This window comes from Micromonospora sp. NPDC020750, from assembly GCF_044334565.1.
Taxonomy (GTDB): Bacteria; Actinomycetota; Actinomycetes; order Mycobacteriales; family Micromonosporaceae; genus Micromonospora.
On sequence record NZ_JBIRTH010000010.1, the window covers coordinates 195,778 to 213,135 of the forward strand.

At 73.4% G+C, this 17,358-nt stretch carries 15 protein-coding genes and 1 pseudogene; 2 read left to right on the forward strand and 14 right to left on the reverse strand.

The window, feature by feature from the left end; genetic code table 11:
* Positions 1 to 897, forward strand: an 897-nt coding sequence (locus ACH4T9_RS27480) for a tetratricopeptide repeat protein (RefSeq protein WP_396686868.1), incomplete at its 5' end; no start/stop codon positions are given.
* Positions 898 to 906: 9 nt separating this feature from the next.
* Here the strand turns inward: ACH4T9_RS27480 and ACH4T9_RS27485 are convergent.
* Positions 907 to 1,110: pseudogene (locus tag ACH4T9_RS27485) on the reverse strand (CDP-alcohol phosphatidyltransferase); the annotation flags it as partial.
* 129 nt (positions 1,111 to 1,239) lie between these two features.
* Here ACH4T9_RS27485 and ACH4T9_RS27490 point away from each other — a divergent pair.
* Complete coding sequence (locus ACH4T9_RS27490; protein WP_396671964.1) at positions 1,240 to 1,683, forward strand: GNAT family N-acetyltransferase; 444 nt, start codon at positions 1,240 to 1,242, stop codon at positions 1,681 to 1,683.
* 346 nt (positions 1,684 to 2,029) lie between these two features.
* On the opposite strand, the gene ACH4T9_RS27495 is transcribed toward ACH4T9_RS27490, so the two are convergent.
* The 13 genes from ACH4T9_RS27495 to ACH4T9_RS27555 form a co-directional block, all read right to left on the reverse strand.
* Positions 2,030 to 2,755 (reverse strand): CDP-alcohol phosphatidyltransferase family protein, encoded by a 726-nt coding sequence (locus tag ACH4T9_RS27495; protein ID WP_396671965.1) that lies wholly within the window; start codon positions 2,753 to 2,755, stop codon positions 2,030 to 2,032.
* The gene (locus ACH4T9_RS27500; protein WP_396671966.1) at positions 2,730 to 3,797 is read right to left on the reverse strand and encodes an iron-containing alcohol dehydrogenase family protein; all 1,068 of its coding nucleotides are present in this window, start codon (positions 3,795 to 3,797) and stop codon (positions 2,730 to 2,732) included. The genes ACH4T9_RS27495 and ACH4T9_RS27500 overlap by 26 nt, the downstream gene beginning before the upstream one ends.
* Positions 3,785 to 4,516 carry a sugar phosphate nucleotidyltransferase gene (locus tag ACH4T9_RS27505; RefSeq protein ID WP_396671967.1) on the reverse strand — a complete coding sequence of 244 codons (732 nt, stop codon included), beginning with the start codon at positions 4,514 to 4,516 and terminating at the stop codon, positions 3,785 to 3,787. Before ACH4T9_RS27505 ends, ACH4T9_RS27500 begins: the two co-directional genes overlap by 13 nt.
* Positions 4,517 to 4,596: 80 nt before the next feature.
* The gene (locus ACH4T9_RS27510; RefSeq protein ID WP_396671968.1) at positions 4,597 to 5,367 is read right to left on the reverse strand and encodes a hypothetical protein; all 771 of its coding nucleotides are present in this window, start codon (positions 5,365 to 5,367) and stop codon (positions 4,597 to 4,599) included.
* Positions 5,364 to 5,813 carry an NUDIX hydrolase gene (locus ACH4T9_RS27515; RefSeq protein WP_396671969.1) on the reverse strand — a complete coding sequence of 150 codons (450 nt, stop codon included), beginning with the start codon at positions 5,811 to 5,813 and terminating at the stop codon, positions 5,364 to 5,366. The genes ACH4T9_RS27510 and ACH4T9_RS27515 overlap by 4 nt, the downstream gene beginning before the upstream one ends.
* A gap of 168 nt (positions 5,814 to 5,981) precedes the next feature.
* Positions 5,982 to 7,997, reverse strand: a complete 2,016-nt coding sequence (locus ACH4T9_RS27520) for a hypothetical protein (protein ID WP_396671970.1) — start codon at positions 7,995 to 7,997, stop codon at positions 5,982 to 5,984.
* A gap of 224 nt (positions 7,998 to 8,221) precedes the next feature.
* On the reverse strand, positions 8,222 to 9,268 hold the full coding sequence (locus ACH4T9_RS27525) for a glycoside hydrolase family 26 protein (RefSeq protein WP_396671971.1): 1,047 nt from the start codon (positions 9,266 to 9,268) through the stop codon (positions 8,222 to 8,224).
* Between the two features lie 81 nt (positions 9,269 to 9,349).
* Entirely contained in the window at positions 9,350 to 10,885 is a 1,536-nt protein-coding gene (locus ACH4T9_RS27530) for a lipopolysaccharide biosynthesis protein (RefSeq protein WP_396671972.1), read from the reverse strand.
* A complete protein-coding gene (locus ACH4T9_RS27535) occupies positions 10,873 to 11,733 on the reverse strand; it encodes a sulfotransferase (protein WP_396671973.1) in 861 nt (286 codons plus the stop codon). Before ACH4T9_RS27535 ends, ACH4T9_RS27530 begins: the two co-directional genes overlap by 13 nt.
* Positions 11,730 to 12,959, reverse strand: coding sequence for a hypothetical protein (locus ACH4T9_RS27540; RefSeq protein WP_396671974.1), 1,230 nt, complete (start codon positions 12,957 to 12,959; stop codon positions 11,730 to 11,732). The genes ACH4T9_RS27535 and ACH4T9_RS27540 overlap by 4 nt, the downstream gene beginning before the upstream one ends.
* The gene (locus ACH4T9_RS27545) at positions 12,959 to 14,446 is read right to left on the reverse strand and encodes an O-antigen ligase family protein (RefSeq protein ID WP_396671975.1); all 1,488 of its coding nucleotides are present in this window, start codon (positions 14,444 to 14,446) and stop codon (positions 12,959 to 12,961) included. The genes ACH4T9_RS27540 and ACH4T9_RS27545 overlap by 1 nt, the downstream gene beginning before the upstream one ends.
* The gene (locus ACH4T9_RS27550; protein ID WP_396671976.1) at positions 14,443 to 15,435 is read right to left on the reverse strand and encodes a DUF3048 domain-containing protein; all 993 of its coding nucleotides are present in this window, start codon (positions 15,433 to 15,435) and stop codon (positions 14,443 to 14,445) included. Before ACH4T9_RS27550 ends, ACH4T9_RS27545 begins: the two co-directional genes overlap by 4 nt.
* Positions 15,432 to 17,300 (reverse strand): lipopolysaccharide biosynthesis protein, encoded by a 1,869-nt coding sequence (locus ACH4T9_RS27555; protein WP_396671977.1) that lies wholly within the window; start codon positions 17,298 to 17,300, stop codon positions 15,432 to 15,434. The genes ACH4T9_RS27550 and ACH4T9_RS27555 overlap by 4 nt, the downstream gene beginning before the upstream one ends.
* Positions 17,301 to 17,358: the final 58 nt, after the last annotated feature.

Below are 17,358 nucleotides of genomic sequence, written 5' to 3' on the forward strand. Positions count from 1 at the left end.
GGTCTCGTGTACGACGGGTTGGGGGATCGGCGGCGGGCTCTCGGCTTCTACGATCAGGCGCTTCCCATCCGGCGGGAGGTCGGCGACCGGGCCGGCGAAGCTGTCACCCTCAGCAACATCGGCCTCGTGCACGGCAGGTTGGGGGACTGGCGGCGGGCTCTCGGCTTCTACCACCAGGCGCTCCCCATCTTGCGGGAGGTCGGCGACCGGGCCGGCGAAGCCACCACCCTCAGCAACATCGGCCACGTGCACGTCGGGTTGGGGGATCGGCGGCGGGCTCTCGGCTTCTACGATCAGGCGCTTCCCATCGTGCGGGAGGTCGGCGACCGGGCCGGCGAAGCCGCCACCCTCAGCAACATCGGCCTCGCGCACGTCGGGTTGGGGGATCGGCGGCGGGCTCTCGGCTTCTACGATCAGGCGCTTCCCATCGCGCGGGAGGTCGGCGACCGGGCCGGCGAAGCCGCCACCCTCAACAACATCGGCCACGTGTACGACACGTTGGGGGATCGGCGGCAGGCTCTCGGCTTCTACGACCGGGCGCTGCCCATCTTGCGGGAGGTCGGCGACCGGGCCGGCGAAGCTGTCACACGCAACAACATCGGCCACGTGCACGCCGGGTTGGGAGACCGGCAGCGGGCTCTCGGCTTCTACAACCAGGCGCTCCTTATCCGGCGGGAGGTCGGCGACCGGGTCGGTGAAGCTGTCACCCGGCACAACATCGCGATGGTCCACCGGGCGGGAGGTGACCTCGACCTGGCGATCCAGGAACTCGAACACGTTGTCGACCTCGCCCGCCAGGTCGACCGCCCCGACCTCGACGCCGACACCGCCGTCCTCGAACAACTCCGCCGACAACGCGCGGAAGACCACGGATCCGAACCGCCCGCAGGGTCGTGATGACGGCTGTCACAGCAGGGAGGCGCGGGCCGAGAAGGCCACGCTGGCCAGGAGGAAGCCGCGGTTGACGATCGTGAACGCCACGATCACCCAGAACACCAGGGCCGGGGCGAACGCCAGCACCAGGCCGGCCACGAAGATCACCGCGCCGTAGTCGCGGACCAGCTTCACCAGCCGTACCAGCAGGCTGGTCGAGGTGACCATGCTGGCCGCGGCCGCTGCGGTCGGCGACGCCGGTCGACCGCCGGCAGCGGCTATCGAAGGTTGCTTTGCCCAGCACCTGGCCGAGACCGACCGCCACGCGCGATGAGAATGGCTCACTGCGTTGGTTACGCTCCCGGCATGTTCCGTGAGGCTCGTCCTGGCGATTTCGAGCAGGTTATCCGCCTCTACGGGCAACTGCACCCCGACGATCCGGTTCTGAAGGACGGATCTGATGCGGAGGCTTTCCAGCAGATCCTCGGCTCTCCGGCGCTGCATCTCTTCGTGCTCGAGGTGGATGGGGTCGTCGTCGCCACGACGTACCTCAACGTGAATCCCAACATCAGCCGATCGGCAGCGCCCTACGCCGTCATCGAGAACGTCGTCGTCGAAGCATCGCGGCGCGGCACAGGTCTGGGTAAGCAGATCATGGCCGGTACGCTCCAAGCCGCATGGGATGCGGGCTGCTACAAGGCGATGCTGATGACGGGCTCGCGAAGGCCTGCGACGCACGCCTTCTACAGAGCCTGCGGGTTTTCGGCCGACGTCAAGACGGCGTACCTGGCGCGACCATCGCCATCGTGACGTGGCGCACCGGCGAGCACACCGGGGCGTTGGGCCCGCTTTTACCGAGGCCGTCCATTTCCCGGGAATTCCGTTCCGCGCCTTAGGAGGGTCGGAGATCTTGGTAGAAAGTGGCCCCTCCAGGGGCCGATTTCTACCAAGATCTCCCGTGGGTTAGTCGTGACGTCCAAATGGCGGGTGGGAAGTCGCTCGGCTGCCGTTCCGCACATCGGGTAGCCCGGCGGCGGAGCGGGCACGTGACACCGGGCGGTGCGCACGACAATGCAGAGATCAGCGATGACTCCCACCAGCACGGGCGCGTCTCCACCGACCAGCCCAAGCCGGAAATCCCCGGAGGACTGGCGGGTCAGCGCAGCGAGGCGCGGGCCGAGAAGGCGATGCTGGCCAGGAGGAAGCCGCCGTTGACGATCGTGAACGCCACGATCACCCAGAACACCAGGGCCGGGGCGAACGCCAGCACCAGCCCGGCCACGAAGATCACGGCGCCGTAGTCGCGGACCAGCTTCGCCAGCCGCACCGGCAGCGAGGTCGAGGTGACCATGCTGGCCGCGTTCGGGCCGGACTGCATCACCGACGTCACCAGGTTGACCATCCAGGTGCCCGCGAAGACGGCGACCAGCCAGGACGGCGTCTCCGGGCGCTGCGCCACGGCCGTGGCGGACAGGGCGGCCACCAGGGCGATCTGGGCGGCCACGTCGCAGAGCACGTCCACCCGCGCGCCGGCCGCGCTGCCCTGCCCGGTCACCCGGGCGAGCTGCCCGTCGGCGCAGTCCAGCGAGTACGCGACCTGCCAGCCGACCAGCGCGGCCAGGCCGACCATCCAGGCCGGCACGTCCCCGGCGGCGACCCGGCCGGCGAGGGCCACCACGGTCACGGAGGTGGCCAGGCCGAGCACCAGGTTGGCGATGGTCAGCGCGGTAGGGCGCAGCCCGAGCCGCTGGGCGACCAGCGCGAACACCGCGCCCAGCCACTGGCTGACCGACTCGCTGAACAGGCCACCGCCCCGGTTGACCCGGTGGAAGTCGGCTACGGAGGGGCGGGACGGCTCAGTCAAGGTGGTCGCGGAGTGCACCGGCGTAGTCTGCCAGCCGCTCCCGCGTCTCGGAAGGCGACATCGCCAGGTGCTCCAGGATGGTGTACCGGTCCGGCCGGGTCCTTGGCGCGAACTGCACCGCCTCGACGAACTGGTCGTCGCCGAGCCCCACGTCGGCCGGCAGCCGGGGCAGGCCGTGCCGGGCCAGGCAGGCCGACATCTCCCGGAACCGGCGCAGGTCTCCCCGCAGCCAGGTGCAGAAGAGCGCGCCCAGCCCGGCCAGCTCGCCGTGCGAGGCGGTGCCCGGGAAGAGCGCGTCCACCGCGTGCATGATCTCGTGGCAGCCGCCGCTGGACGGGCGACTGGTGCCGCACACCGCCATCGCCAGGCCGCTGGAGATCAGCGCCTCGGCGAGCACGGTGACGAACGCGTCGTCGGTCATGTCGCCGGGGTGGTTGAGGACCGCCTCCGCGCCCGCCCGGGCCAGCGAGGCGGCCAGCCCGTCGACCGGTTCCCCCCGGACCTGGCGGGCCAGCTCCCAGTCGGCCAGCGCGCTGATGTTGCTCACCACGTCGCCGATGCCCGCCCGGTTGTGCCGCTCCGGCCCGGCCTCCACGAAGTCCAGGTCGATGATGACCGCGATCGGGATGTGCACCCCGTAGGAGCCCTTGATCCCGTCGGTGATCAGCGAGGCCACCGGGGAGGCGATGCCGTCGTTGGCCAGGCTCGTCGCCACCGTGACCATCGGCAGCCCGCGCCGGGTGGCCGCGTACTTCGCCACGTCGATGGTCTTGCCGCCGCCGATGCCCACCACCGCGTCGTACGAGCGGGCCCGGAGCTTGCCGCCCAGGTCGTCGGCGGCGTCCAGGGTGCCCCCGGCGACGGTGAACACGTCCGCCGAGCGCAGCGACGGGCGGATCAGCTCGGCGATCTGCCCGCCCTGCCCCGGCCCGACCACCACGGCCACGTCGCCGCCGGAGGAGATCCGGCCGTCGGCCAGGATCGCGGCCAGGTCCGCCACCGCGCCCCGCCGCACGTCGATGTGCAGCGGGGTGAGCACCGTGCGGGCTAGCAGCGGCACGCGATCTCCCGCGCCCGGGCCAGGTCGGCGTGGTTGTCGACCTCGACCCAGGAGACGTCGCCGATCGGTGCCGCCCGCACCTCCCCGCCCCGGTCGGCGAACTCCTGGTAGCCGTCCTCGTAGTAGAGGTTCGGGTCCCGCCGCCAGGTCGTCTCCAGGGCGTCGGCGAGCGCGTCGGCCACCCGCGGCTCGATCAGCGTCGCGCCGATGTACTCCCCGTACGCCTCGCCCGGGTCCATCAGCTTGGTGATCCGGGTGAGCTGGCCGGCGGCGTCGAAGGTGGTCTTCATCTCCTCCTCGGCCAGCGCCTTGATGGTGTCCACCGCGAGCAGGATGCCCGGGCCGCGCTCGGCCAGCAGGGTCTTCTCCACGCTCACCGGGTGCACGGTGTCGCCGTTGACCAGCAGGAGGCCCCGGGCGAAGTGCTCCCGGGCCAGCCAGAGCGAGTACGCGTTGTTCCACTCCTCGGCCTTGTCGTTGTGCACGAGGCTGATCGTGACGCCGTGGCGCTTCTCCAGCTCCGCCTGGCGGGAGACGACCGCGTCGGCGGCGTACCCGACGACGATCACCACCTCGGTCAGCCCGACCTCGGCGAGGTTGCGCAGCGCGATGTCCAGGATGGTGGTCTCACCGTCCACCGGCACCAGCGCCTTGGGCAGGGTGTCGGTGTACGGGCGCAGTCGACGCCCCGCACCGGCGGCGAGCACCATACCGATCATGCGACGTTCTCCCTCGTACGACTCCGGGTCACCGGTGGAGGATAGCGCCGGGACGGAACACGCCCGCCGTCAACCGGGGTTCACCCCGGCAGCGCGGCCAGGTCGGCGAGCACGGCCAGCCGCTCGTCGGCGGTCAGCACCGCGTACGGGCCCGCCGCCCGCCGGTCCGTCTCCTGCTCGATGGCCAGCCGTTCCGGGCCGGCCGGCAGCTCGGTGATGCTGAGCGCGGTGTGCCCGGCCGCCGTCCACGCGGCCTCGTGCGCGTCGGCCCGGTGGTAGCGCAGCGTGCCGAGCCGGTTGAGCAGCAGCACCCCCGGCGAGGCGCCGTCCGGCTCGTGCGGGGGTGCCATCACGACGAACGCGTCGCCGGCCGAGCCCGGCTCCTCCTCGGCGGCGACCATCGCGTACGTGAGCAGCCGGCCGAGCGCCTCGACCAGCCGGAGCACCCGGTCGTCGTGCCCGGCCCACAGCTCCTCGGTCACCTCGGCGTGTATCTGGTAGATCTCGGTGAGGAATGCCTGCCCGCGTTCCGTCGCGGAGAAGCAGCCGTCGGGGCGGCGGTGCAGCATGCCGTAGGCGACCTGCTTGTCCAGCGCCCGCTGGCAGGACCCCGGGTCCCGGTACCGGGTCACCGCGGCGAAGCCCGCCGGGTCGACGGTCCCGCCCGGCGCGGCCAGCCGGGTGCGGAACTCGATCAGGAAGCCGGTGGCCGCAGGCCCGCCGTACCGCTGGCTCAGCTCCGCGCCGCCCCCGTCGCGGCCGGCGAGGATGCCGGCGACGAAGACCCGGTCCACCGGCGGGGCGACCAGCCCCGCGAACCGGTGCGGCGCGAGCTCGACGTCGTCGCTCACAGACCGATCGAGCGCAGCGCCGCGAAGGCGTCCTCGGCGATCCGCCGGATCAGCCCGTCGTCGACGTCGCGGTGCTCGTCCAGCAGGGCGATGTCCCGCTCGGCCAGCCAGCGGAACTCCGTGTGCTTGCCCTCCTCCAGTCGGGGCCGGCTCAGGTCGCCGTCGACCCGGACGAGGAAGTCGACCTCGATCCGGTCCAGCCCGTCGGCGCCGGTCCAGCGGTACTCGCCGACCGGGCCGAGGACGTGCGACACGGTCCAGCCGGTCTCCTCGGTGACCTCGCGGAGCAGCGCGTCCTCGACCCCCTCGCCCGGTTCCAGGTGGCCGCCGACGATGTCCCAGGTGCCGGGGAACAGGACCCGCTGCGGGGACCGGCGCTGGACGAAGAGGCGGCTGTCGTCGTCGACGATAAGCGCGCCGGCGCAGCGGAGAGGCTCTGTGGGCACGTCACGACAGTAGCGAGCCGGGGCCGGTACGGCGATGCCCCCGTACCGCCCGACGACCGCCGGTGGGCCCCGCGGGCGGCGGGACGCCGACGGCCCGGCCCCCGCGAGGGGACCGGGCCGTCGGTGGAGACCGGTCGGGCGGGGTCGACCCCCGCCGTGGGACGGCGGTTACGGGCCGGTGAAGACCGCCCGGGCCCGCCAGTCGACCCCGCCGACGGCGGGGCCGCTGCGCACGGTCCAGGCGCCCGAGGGCGCCCCGTTGACCCAGCTCGCCGACGACAGGTTGCCGGTGGTGCGGCTGATCAGGTAGATCCGGGACCCCGAGACGAAGACGCTGCCGGAGTCGGCGAAGCCGGTCGCGCCGGCCACGGTGAACTTGTCTGCCCCGACGGTGCCGCTGTCCGGGTTGAACCAGCGCCAGAAGAGGCCGGCCTGCCCGCTGAGCGTGTAGTAGAGCCGCCCGTTGGTGTAGAACATGCCGGTCACGTTCGCGATCTCCGGGTAGAAGCTCACGGTGGCGCCCCGGAACGTCTGGCCCTCCGGCCCACCGCCGGTCACCACCGTGTCCCACAGCGGGTCGTGGTACGGGTCGACCAGCTTGGGGGTGCCGAACGTGGTGCCGTTGAACGTGCGCCGCCACAGCGCGCCGTTGATCCCGTAGAACAGGGTGCCGCCGACCCAGAATGCGCCCTTGGCCGTCGACCAGGTGGTGCCGTCGGGGTTGGCGACCGAGGCGGCCGCGCCCACGGCGCCCGTCCCGTCGTACGACCGGCGCTGCACAGTGTTCGCCGTGCCGCTGCCGACCCCGGCCTGGTAGACGTTGCCCGGCAGGGCGGCGGTGGCGGTGGAGTGCGGGGCGGCGCCGCCGGCCAGCGGGAAGAACGAGATGCGCTCCCGGCGGTACTTGCGGTTGCCGATCCAGGGCTGGTCGGAGCCGAGCCAGAGGCCCTGCGGGGTGACCAGCAGTTCCGCCACGCCGTACCCGCGCGGGTTCCGGCCCGGGTTCCAGGCCAGCGGCAGGCCGTTGAGCGGGTCGAGCGCGGCGATGCTGGGTCGGGCGACCGCGCCCGGGAGGGCCGAGTCGGTGGCCGAGGTGTTGTTCAACCAGCGGAAGTGCCCGCCGACGTAGACCGCCTTCTCGGTGATGCCCACCGAGAGCAGGGTGTCCCCGCCGCTGTAGTTGACCCAGGTCGGCTGGACGGCGGTGCCGGTGGACGAGGTCTCCCAGCGGGCCGCGGCGTCGCAGAGCGTCCCGGCGGACGGACCGCCCGTGGTGGCGACGACGAAGTAGCTGCCGTCCGGCGAGAAGCTCACGTCCCGCACGTACGAGTCGAACTTCGTCCAGGCGCAGCGCGGCTCGTAGCGGTTCGTGTTCCAGGACGAGACGGTCGCCGCGGTGCTGCCGAGGGCGAGCCGGACCACCTGGTCGTGCAGGGCCCCGTTGGCCTTCTTGAAGTTGCCGATCACCACGAGTTGGGTGCCGTCCGGCGAGACGGCCAGCTTCTCGGCGCCGACGCCGGCCGTCGCGCCGCTGACCCCGTCGTAGTTGTGGTGCTCGGTCAGCTTGGCGGTGAGGTAGTCGTCCACCGCGCCGGTGGTGGCGTTGACCGAGACCAGGCCGCCGCGCGCCTTGCTGGCGACGGTGGTGAAGGTGCCGCCCACCAGCAGCCGGGTGCCGACCCGGGCCACGTCGTTGACCAGGCCGTTGAAGGCCAGGTTGGGGAAGCTGGTGACCAGGCTGCCGTTGGAGAGGTTGACCAGGGCGAGCTTGCGGCGGGCGGTGCTGTTGACGTTGTTGAACTGGCCGGCGAGGTAGACGGTGCCGGCGGTGGGGCCGGCGAGCACGTCGTAGACCTCGCCGTCGACCGCCGGCACGAACGTGGTGTCCACCTTGCCGGTGGCCTTGTCGAAGGCCAGCACGTACTTGCGGGCGACGGTCACGTCGGAGTCGCGGTCCTGCACCCCGGTGAACGAGCCGCCGACGATCACCTTGCTGCCGGCGTCGTGGATGGCGAAGACCGTGCCGTCGATGATGTCGGGGGTGAGGGTGGACGGGACCGCTCCGACCACGGTGGTGTGGTCGGGCGCGGCGGGTGCCGGGCCGGCGACGAGCACGCCGGTGGCGGTGAGTGTGGCGGTCAGGACCGCGAGCGGTCGGCGGGTGAGCGCCGGAAGACGGGTCACGGGCAACTCCGGAGGAACGGCGGAGAACTGATTTGGGAATGCCTCCGTGACCGGGCGGACCCGGTCGGTCACTGCCGGTCGGGGAGGCGACGACCGGCGACGAAAAGTCTGAGGACACGATGGCGCATCGAACGCGCGGCGTCTACCCCGGGGTGTCCGATGTGCCTGTCGTCATTGTCGCTTTTTCCGGGCCCGGCCGGCCCGGCCGGGCGAGCCGGACGGCGTCACTCGGTACGGGGGCCGTGCACCGGGACCGGCGGGGGCGGTGCGGCGAACCACGGGTCGGCGGTCAGCTCCCGGTACGCGGCCAGCCCCTCCGGGTCGTCGTTGAACGTGCTGTCGTACACGGGCTTCGTGGTCTGCTTCGCGGCGAAGTAGACCACCGCCTTGATCTGCGGGTGCTGCTTGACGTAGTCGCGGGCCTCGCTCAGCCAGGCGGCGCGCTGGCCGGGCCCACCCGGGTACGTCACCCCGAACTCGCCGATCACCACCGGCCGGGGGTGCTTGGCGGCGAAGGCCATGAAGGTGTCCATCTGCTCGGCGAAGCCGTCGAACTCCTTGCCCGGGTACACGTCGGTGCAGAGCCAGTCGACCTGGTCGTCGCCCGGGTAGTACGCGGCGGCGTTGCGCTTCTCGTCGACGAAACCCTGCACGTGCGGACACCAGACGAAGCCGGCGTTGGTGGCCCCCACCTCGGTGAAGATGCCCCGGATCCGCTTCCAGGCGGCGACGTAGTCCTCCGGGGAGTGCACGCTCTGGGTCAGGTTGGGGCGGTCCATCTCCCACCGCCAGCGCAGCAGCAGCGGCACCCCGAACTGCTTGATCTTCTCGGCCCGCTGCCGGATCAGCTGGTCGTACACCCCGTCCCGGATGGACCGGGTGTCGGCGCCGGACCAGGAAATCATCTGGAGCTTCCCGGCCGCCTGGAACGCGTGCTCGGTGGGGCCGGGGAAGTCGTCCTCCCAGTCGTGGAACATGTGCGCCAGGACGACCTTGCCGCGGGTCTGTTCCCCGAACGCGGTCAGCGCCTCGACCCGGCCCTCCGGGGTCTGCCAGTCCGGCTTCACCCAGGCGCCCAGCCAGACGCCCTCCCCGGGCAGTTCGGGGCCGCGCCCGGTGGTGCGCAGGCCGTCCGCCGGGCGGGGGCCCGCGGCCGGCGCGGTGCCGGTCGGTGTGGCCGGCGGCACGAAGTCCGGAGCCGGCTCGGAGCACGCCGACACGGCCAGCGCCGATCCGAGCAGGAGCACCACCGCCGTCTGGAACCGCTTCATCGTTGCCGTACCTTCCCCGTGTGCTGAGGCCACCGGCGTGCCGATGGCGGACGTTCAGTGGACAGGCCCGTGGTCGGGACCTCAGCGCCGCCGACCCCGGCGCAGCGCCCGCAGCGCGTCGAGTTGGAGCACCCGGCGCAGCCGCCACACCCCGGCGGCGTACCCGGCGGCGCCGAGCACCGCCAGCACGGCCAACGTGACCGGCCCGGCGTCGACCACCGTGCGGGCCAGCAGCGCCGGCACTCCGAAGCAGGCCACCGCCAGCCCGGCGGCGGCGAGCGTGCCCCGACCGAACGGGTGCAGCCGGTACGCGTGGTGCAGCTGGGCCAGCGGCACCAGGTTGGTGATCAGGATGGACGCCGACCAGGCGACCGCCGCCCCCATGATGCCGAAGCGCGGGATGAGCAGCACGTTGAGCACCACGTTGACGACCGTGCCGGCCAGCGCGTTGTAGAACGTCCAGGACGTCCGGCCGGCCATGTTGAGTACCGTGTCGACCATGCCACAGCCGGTGGCCACCAGCATGCTCAGCGCCAGGAAGACGGTCACCCGCTGGCCGGCGGCGTACCCGTCGCCGAACAGGTGCAGCATCGGCTCGGCGAAGACCGCGAAGAGCAGGTACGCCGGCCAGGCCAGCAGCACCAGCCACCCCGTGGCGGCCTGGTAGAGCCGGCCGGCGGCGGCCCGGTCGTCGCGTACCAGGTGCTCGGCCAGCCGGTGCTGCACGGCGGTGGACAGCGCCTGCCCGGAGAGCTGCCCGAGGGCCAGGAACCGGGTGGCCGCCGTGTAGAGCGCGGCCTCGGACAGCCCGCGCAGCGCGCCGATCAGCACGATGTCGAGCCGCTGCACCGCCATCTGGGCCAGCCCGCTCAGCGCCCGGGGGCCGCTGTAGCGCCAGTACGGCCAGAACTCGTCGCGCAGCGACACCGGTGGGGCCTGCGCCCCCCGCTCGGCCCGCCGGACCAGCCGAGCCAGCCACACGGTGCCGAGCAGCGCTGCGGGCAGGTAGGGCAGCGCCCAGGCCAGCGGCAGGGCGGTGGTGGCGGAGAGACCGAACAGGGCGACCAGGCCCACCCCGACCAGTTGCAGCCCGGTCCGACCGAGCCGCTCGACCAGCAGCAGCGGGCGCATCTTGCCGAACCCCCGGCAGGCGGCCAACGCGAAGTCGCAGAGCGCGGCCACCGGCACGAAGACCAGCAGCACCCGCAGCGCCCGCACCGCCCCGGGCACCGGCTCGTCAAAGGTCAGCGCCACGATCTGCGGGGCGGCCCACCAGCCGGCCAGCGCGATCAGCGTGCCGAACAGCACCACCGGCAGCAGCCCGACCAGCACCGACGCGCGGATGCGCTCCGGCTGGCCGAGGGTGCGGTAGCGGCTGAGGAAGTAGACCGAGCCGACGCCGGTGCCCAGCCGGGCCGCCGCGTACGCGATCATGAAGGCGCTGGTGGCGGCGAAGAAGAGGCCCGCGTCCGCCATGGACCAGGCCCGGGTGACGACGATGTTCAGGCCGAACCCGGCGACCGCCGCGACCGTCACCCCGAGCAGGTTCGCCACCCCGTGCCGGGCCGCCCCGCCCAGCTCGCCGCCCGGTGACCGGGCCGGCGCTACCGTCGCCACGACGGCACGCGTCCCCACCAGGCGCTCAACCGCTCGTCGTACGGGGCGAAGTGCTCCTCCAGCCGGGCCCGCAGCGCCGGGTCCATGGGCGAGCGGGACCGGGCGTTGTGCTTGCCGAACGAGATCTCCGCCCAGTGCGGCAGGCCGAGGAAGTCGCAGACCGCGTCGAACGCCGGCCGGGGGTCGGCGAAGAAGTCGTCCGCGTCGACCACGTGCAGCCGATCCCGACCGAAGATCGACTCCAGCCGTTCGATCTGCTCGACGTAGCGCCCCCGGGTCAGGTAGGCGTTGTGCTGGTAGTGGTGGCTGTGCGCGGTCGGGTCGGCGAGCAGCCGCTCCCGCTCCCCGGCGATCCGCTCCTCCTCCAGCTCCAGGGCGCGCTCGAAGCCCTCCGGCTCGAAGCCCCGGGCCGCCTCGTGCGAGTGCGCCGAGTACGCCCGCTCCACCGGGTCGCGCAGCAGCACCAGCAGCCGCACGTCCGGCAGGTCCCTCGCGATCCGCTCGCCGGCCAGCGGGTGGAACATGTAGTACGGGCTCGACTCGCCGGTCACCCCGCGCACCCCGGCCCGCTCCCGGGCCGCCTCGGCCTGGCGAACCGTCGGGAAGTGCCCCAGATACCAGTCCATCCCCCGGTCGTAGCCGGTGTCGAAGTAGTGCACGCCCTTGTGGTAGTTCGCCGGCAGCACCGCCGGGTGCTGCGAGAGGGTCTTGAACAGCGACGTCGTGCCGCACCTCTGGGCGCCCACGATGAGGAAGTCGGGGGCGAGCCGCGACCCGGCGGTCCACCGGCCGTACGTCCGACTCACCGACCGCACCGCGCGCCGCGCCTGTGCCTTTACCAGCGTCACTTCGCCACTCCTCCCGCGCCCGGCCGACCGGCCAGGTGATCCTCCACCGCCGGCAACAGCCAGGCGGCCACGTGTCCCAGCCGGGCGCCCGCCTCGGCCTGCCGGTCGCGCAGGTACCGCGCGGCCAGCTCGACCAGGTAGAGCACCGCCACCAGATCGGCCACCCCGGCCGGCTGCCCGAACTCCGCCAACGCCCCGGCCGCGTCGGCGATCAGCCGCCCGGCCGCCACCCGCGGCTCCACGCCGGCCCGGGTGATCGCCGTCTGCACCCGACGGTGCAGGGCGTCGAAGCCGACCGGCACGTCGTCGGCGAACCGTTCCCAGTCCCAGACCAGCACCCGGCCGTCGGCCAGGGCGGCGCTGTTGCCGCCGTTCCAGTCGCCGTGCCAGGCGCCGAGGTCGAGCACCGGGTCGGCGCGGCGGACCTCGGCCAGCACGGCGCGTAGCCGGGCCGCCTCCGGGCGGTCACCGAGCGCCGCCAGCTCGCCGGCGAGTCGCCGGGCATGGGCGCTCTCGGCGTACGGCCGGCGGTCGACGCCGACGCAGCGGCTCACCGCGACCATGGCGGCCCGCTCCGCCTCGGCGGCCCGAGCGGGGGCGGCCCGAGGCAGGCCCACCGGCAGGGCGCTCTGCACCAGCAGGGCGTGCCCGCCCCAGGTGCCGTGGTGCAGCACCTCGGCCGCTGCGATTCCGGGCAGGTCGAGCGTCGCCAGCCGGCCCAGCACCGCCGCCTCGGCGTCGACCAGGGCCCGGGTGAGCGGGTCGACGCCGAGCTTGGCGTACCCGATGGGGTCGCCGACGGCGTCGAGGAGCTGGACCACCGGCTTGCGGTTGGCCCGGGCCGGACCGATGTGGATGCTCAGCAGCGCCGGCCGGCCCAGCACGGCGGCGAGGTGCGCGTCGAGCGCGTCGGCGGCGGCGTCGACCACCAGCCGGTCCCGGAACGCGAGCCGGCCCAGCCCGGTGCGGAACGCCGCCGCCAGCACCGCGCGGCGCAGCCGGGCCTTCGCCCCCTGCGCCTCCGTGGAGTGCCGGACCGCGCCCGCCGCGGCCCGCCGGGAGCCGGCCGGGACCAGCAGCCGGGGTCGCGCGGCCGACGGGACCACCGCGAAACCGGCCCGGCCGCCGCGCCGCAGCGCCGGTCTGGCCGGCGCCGGCCAGACCACGCCGGCCAGCTCGGGCAGGTACGCGCCGCGCGCGTCCGCGCCCGGGGGTGGGGTGAGCATCAGTGGGACCGCCGTTCCGGCCACGCACGCGGGCCCGTCGTCTCCAGTGCGGCGAGCCGGGCCTCGCGGCGCAGTTCGCGCAGGTGCAGGTCGTTGCGGGCGAGCAGCGCCACGCTGATCAGCCCGTACGCCAGGGTGGTGTTGAGCGAGCCGTAGAGGAACTGGAAGAACAGCATCAGGATCAGCACCAGGCTGCCGGCGATGCCGATCGGGGTGTGGTCGTGCCGGAACCGCCACAGGCACCAGAGGAAGAACGCGCTGTAGCAGAACGCGCCCACCCACCCCTGGCCGGTCAGCAGGTTCCACAGCTGGCCGTTGCTGCCCAGCTCCCGGTTGCCGCACTGCTTGCAGTCGGCCGACTTGCCGATCGCGATGGACCGGTTGCTGCCGATCAGCGCCCGGTTGCCACCGTAGCCGAGCACCGGTGAGTGGTTCGCCGCCTCCACCGCCCCGTTGGACAGGGTGGACCGGATGTCGTCGCTGTGCCCGTTGGCCATCCGCTCGTTGAGCAGGGCACCCAACGGCGAGGCGAGCACCGCCACCCCGACCAGGCCGGTGGCCAGCGCCAACCCGACCAGGACGACGATCCGGCCGCGCAGCGCCATCCGCACCGCCACGTACACCGCGCCGATCACCAGGCCGATCCACAGCCCCCGGTTGAGCGAGTAGACGATCGGGAAGATGGCGGCGGCCACCACCAGGTACCCGGTGAGCCTGCGCGGCCCCCGGCCGAGGACCACCCAGCCGACGATGAACCAGATCAGCAGGATGGCCATGTTCTCGCCCCAGGTGTTGGTGTACTCGAAGGGGGCGGCCGGGCGGGGCGAACTGGCTTCCCCGGCGAGCACCTCCTGCACCTGGGCGACCTCGACGTGCATCAACCGGTTGACGAACGGTTCCTTGGCGATGGCGGCGGGGAGGAGGTAGTTCAGCGGCGCGACGAACTTGAGCTGGGGAAACAGCGCGCCGACGTACCCGCCGACGACGGTGATCACGGCCATGAAGCCGAACAGCCTCACCAGCCGCTTGCGGGGCAGTTCGCGCTCGCTGAGGTTGAGCACGTACAGCATCGTCACGGTCAGCGCGGTGTAGTTCATCACCCGGATGCCCCAGCCGATGTACCGGCCGGACCCGTTCGGGGTGAGCGTGTTGGGGGCGGTGATGTCGAGCATCAACCCGGACAGCACCACCCAGGCCAGCAGGATCAGCCAGAGGCCGAAGCCCGGCGGCACCCGCACGGCGCCGCGCCGGTAGAGCTGGAAGCCCATCGGGACGGCCAGGATGGCGAAGATGAACGAGGGCAGGCCGAGCGCCCACCACAGCGGGTACAGCACGAAGAGCGCGGTCACCGGCCAGGCGACGGGCAGCCGCAGCGACCAGCGGCGAGCCCCGCCGGCCGGCGGGCTCTGCGGCGGGTCGGCCGGACGGTGACCGGCCCGCGCCGGCTCCGGCCCGGGGTTGGGCCGGAGCGGGGCGGCCGTGGTCATGTCACGCTGACCTTGGCGGTCTTCGGGGCGTAGATCACCCAGGCCGGTCCGGGCTGCGGGCGGATCTGGTAGCCGGCCGTGTCGGTGACGTTGCAGACCAGCTTCTGCCCGGGCTTGCTCCACTGCGCCTTCGCGCTGGACGGCCCGGACACCACCACCGCGGCCCCGGACCCGTACACGTTCGCCCCGGGCAGGGAACGGGGGCTGGGCTTGCGGACGTCGATGGTGCGGTACTCCATCGTCAGCACGACCACCGAGGCGACGCTCACCGTGGCCTTGCCGACCCGGCCGCGCCACGACGAGCTGGCCGCGTCGTACGTCCAGGTCTGGCCGGGGTGGCCGGGCGCGGTGACGGTCAGCTTGCCGGCCGGGGTGACGCCCTGGCTGGCCAGCGCAGTTCCCGGGGTGGCGTGGTCGAAGACGCGGGTCGGCGCGGGGCCGCCCTTCGGGGCCGCCTGCCGCAGCGCGGCGACGGACGCCTGGCCGGACGGGAACGCGGCCGAGCGCTGCGCCGGGGTCACCCCCGGCAGGTCCGCCGCCTCGAACTGGCGGAGGAACCCGGTGGGCCCGCCGGCGTAGCCGACGAACGGGCGCAGCACGCCGACCGTGCGGATGTCCACCGGCCGGATCTCGGCGACCGGTCCTACCCGGGCGGCGTCCCGGGACTGGTAGACCGCAGTCAGGTGCAAGCTCTCCGACTCGGCGAACTCCTGGTAGACCAGGTCGGCCTCGGCCAGCCCGGCCGGGCTGGTGCCGGCGGTCACCCGCAGCGGCACCGCCACGGCCTGGCGGGCGGCCGTCGCCGCCGCGACCGGCTTTCCGGACAGCGGCGCGGCCGGCAGGCTCGGGGTGGGGCTGGGCCGGGGTGCCGGGGAACCCGGGTCCACCACGTTCGTCGCGCCGGGCGCCTGCTCCTCGGCGCAGCCGGCGCCGAGCGCGGCGACGAGCACGACCGCGAGCGTCGTGCCCAGCGCCCGCCGGCGGGTCACTCCCGCTCCTCGACCGGGTCGAGGGCCATCGAGTACCGGCTGGGGTCGGGGCCGTCGGCGTCCCGGGCGGAGCGGTAGACGGTGGACTTGCCGGTGGGCTTCTGCTGGGCCGCCGGCTTCGGCGGCCCAGGCGGCGGGGCCTGGACCGGGCCGGACTTGGCCATGCCGGGCGGGACCGGGCCGGACTTGCCCATGCCGGGCGGGACCGGGCCCGACTTGCCCATGCCGGGCGGGGCGGGGGCCGGCCTGGCGGCGGTGTCCCGGGCGCCCGCGCCGGCTCGGGGCAGGATCATCGTGGACTCGAAGTTCGGCGCGCCCGGCTGGGGCCGCCCGGCGGGCGTCGGCCGCGGGCGGGGCGACGGCGGGCCCCCCCGGCGGGCCGGCGAGGTGGGCGGGGCCGGCCGGACCGTCGGGCCCCGGTCGGTCAGCCGGGGGGTCAGCACCGCGCCGAGGACCGGTGCGTCGACCTGCTCGAACTGCCGCATCGCGGCGGTGATCTCGCTGCTGCGGGTCTGCCCGCCCTCGACCACCAGGATCACGCCGTCCACGTGCCGGGCCAACGCCTGCGCCTCGACCGCCGCCGTCGGCTGGGCCGTCTCGATCAGCACGTGGTCGAAGCGGGCGGCCAGCTCGGCGAGGATCTCCAGCATGGTGGCGACGGGCAGCTCCACCTCGGTGTCGAGGTTGCCCGGGAGCAGCACCCGGAGCTGGTTCAGGCCGGGGGCCGGGGTCAGCGCGGTGAGCGCCGAGACGTCGTGGCGCAGCACGTCGGCGAGGGTGTGCCGGGGCCGGACCCCGTCGAGCATCCCGGCCAGCGGGGAGTCCGGCTTGGTGGTGACCACCGCGACCTGTGCCCCGGTGCGGGCGTACGCCGCGGCGAGGTTGCCGACGACGAAGCCGGCGGCCGGGCCGGGGGAGGTGTCGGTGAGCAGCAGCAGACGGCCCCGCCCGGGCCGTGATTCGGGCATGGTGGACTGCAACACGTTGCGCAGCCGGCCGAGCTCCCGGGAGACCTCGTGGGCCGCCGGCAGGACGGTCAGCCCGGTCGGCCGGGGCGGCAGCTCCAGCAGCATCGGCAGGCCGAGCCGCTCGGCCACGTCCCGGCCGCGCCGGACCCGGGTGTCCAGCCGGTCCAGCACCAGGGCGACCACGATGCCGAAGAGCAACCCGGCGCCGAGGCCGCTGGCCAGGTTGAGGGTGGTGTTCGGGGAGCTGGGCTTTCGGGGCAGCGCGGCGTCGGAGATGATCTCGCCGGGGTCGAGCGCGATGCTCAGCAGCGGGCTCAGCCGGCTGTTGAGGCTGGCGAGCTGGTTGGTCAGCACGTTCCGCTCGGCCTCGGCGCGGGCCCGCTCGACCGAGTTGGACGGGGCCCCGGCGATCTTCCCGGCGACTACGGCGAGCTGCTTGTTGGTCTCGGTGATCTGCTGCTTGAGCGCGGTCGTCTCGTTCTCCAACGACCGGGTGGCGGTGGCCAGCCGCAGGTCCAGGTACGCCTGGGCGAAAGAGTGTGACCCGGCCTGCGCCGCCTCGGGGCTCTGCGCCTCGTACACGATCTGGAGCACCTGACTGTTCGGCGGCACGGTTACCGACAGTGAGCGGACCAGGTCGTCCGGCGGGATGGCCGTCTTCAGCAGGGCCCGAGCCCGTTCGGCCACCACCAGGGAGCGGACCACCTGGGCCTCGGTGTCCAGATTGACCTTGGTGCCCTGGTTGGCGTCCTGGCCGACCTGGCGGACCAGCAGCGACGTCGTCGAGACGTATGTGCGGGTCTGCACCTGGCTGACCAGCATGCCGGCGCCCGCGCCCAGCAGCGCGGCCACCACAAGGATCCACCACCGGCGGCGCAGCCACTCGAGGTAGGTCATCAGTGTGGGACCGTCTGAATCGCGCAGATCGGTGTGGTGAGGCGAGGGCATCGGGCTG

What these genes read in the sequence shown, in the direction of transcription:
- ACH4T9_RS27545 (WP_396671975.1), bottom strand. Translation starts at nt 14,446, where the DNA reads ATGACCACGGCCGCCCCGCTCCGGCCCAACCCCGGGCCGGAGCCGGCG.
- ACH4T9_RS27540 (WP_396671974.1), bottom strand. Translation starts at nt 12,959, where the DNA reads ATGCTCACCCCACCCCCGGGCGCGGACGCGCGCGGCGCGTACCTGCCC.
- ACH4T9_RS27525 (WP_396671971.1), bottom strand. Translation starts at nt 9,268, where the DNA reads ATGAAGCGGTTCCAGACGGCGGTGGTGCTCCTGCTCGGATCGGCGCTG.
- ACH4T9_RS27505 (WP_396671967.1), bottom strand. Translation starts at nt 4,516, where the DNA reads ATGATCGGTATGGTGCTCGCCGCCGGTGCGGGGCGTCGACTGCGCCCG.
- ACH4T9_RS27490 (WP_396671964.1), top strand. Translation starts at nt 1,240, where the DNA reads ATGTTCCGTGAGGCTCGTCCTGGCGATTTCGAGCAGGTTATCCGCCTC.
- ACH4T9_RS27555 (WP_396671977.1), bottom strand. Translation starts at nt 17,300, where the DNA reads ATGACCTACCTCGAGTGGCTGCGCCGCCGGTGGTGGATCCTTGTGGTG.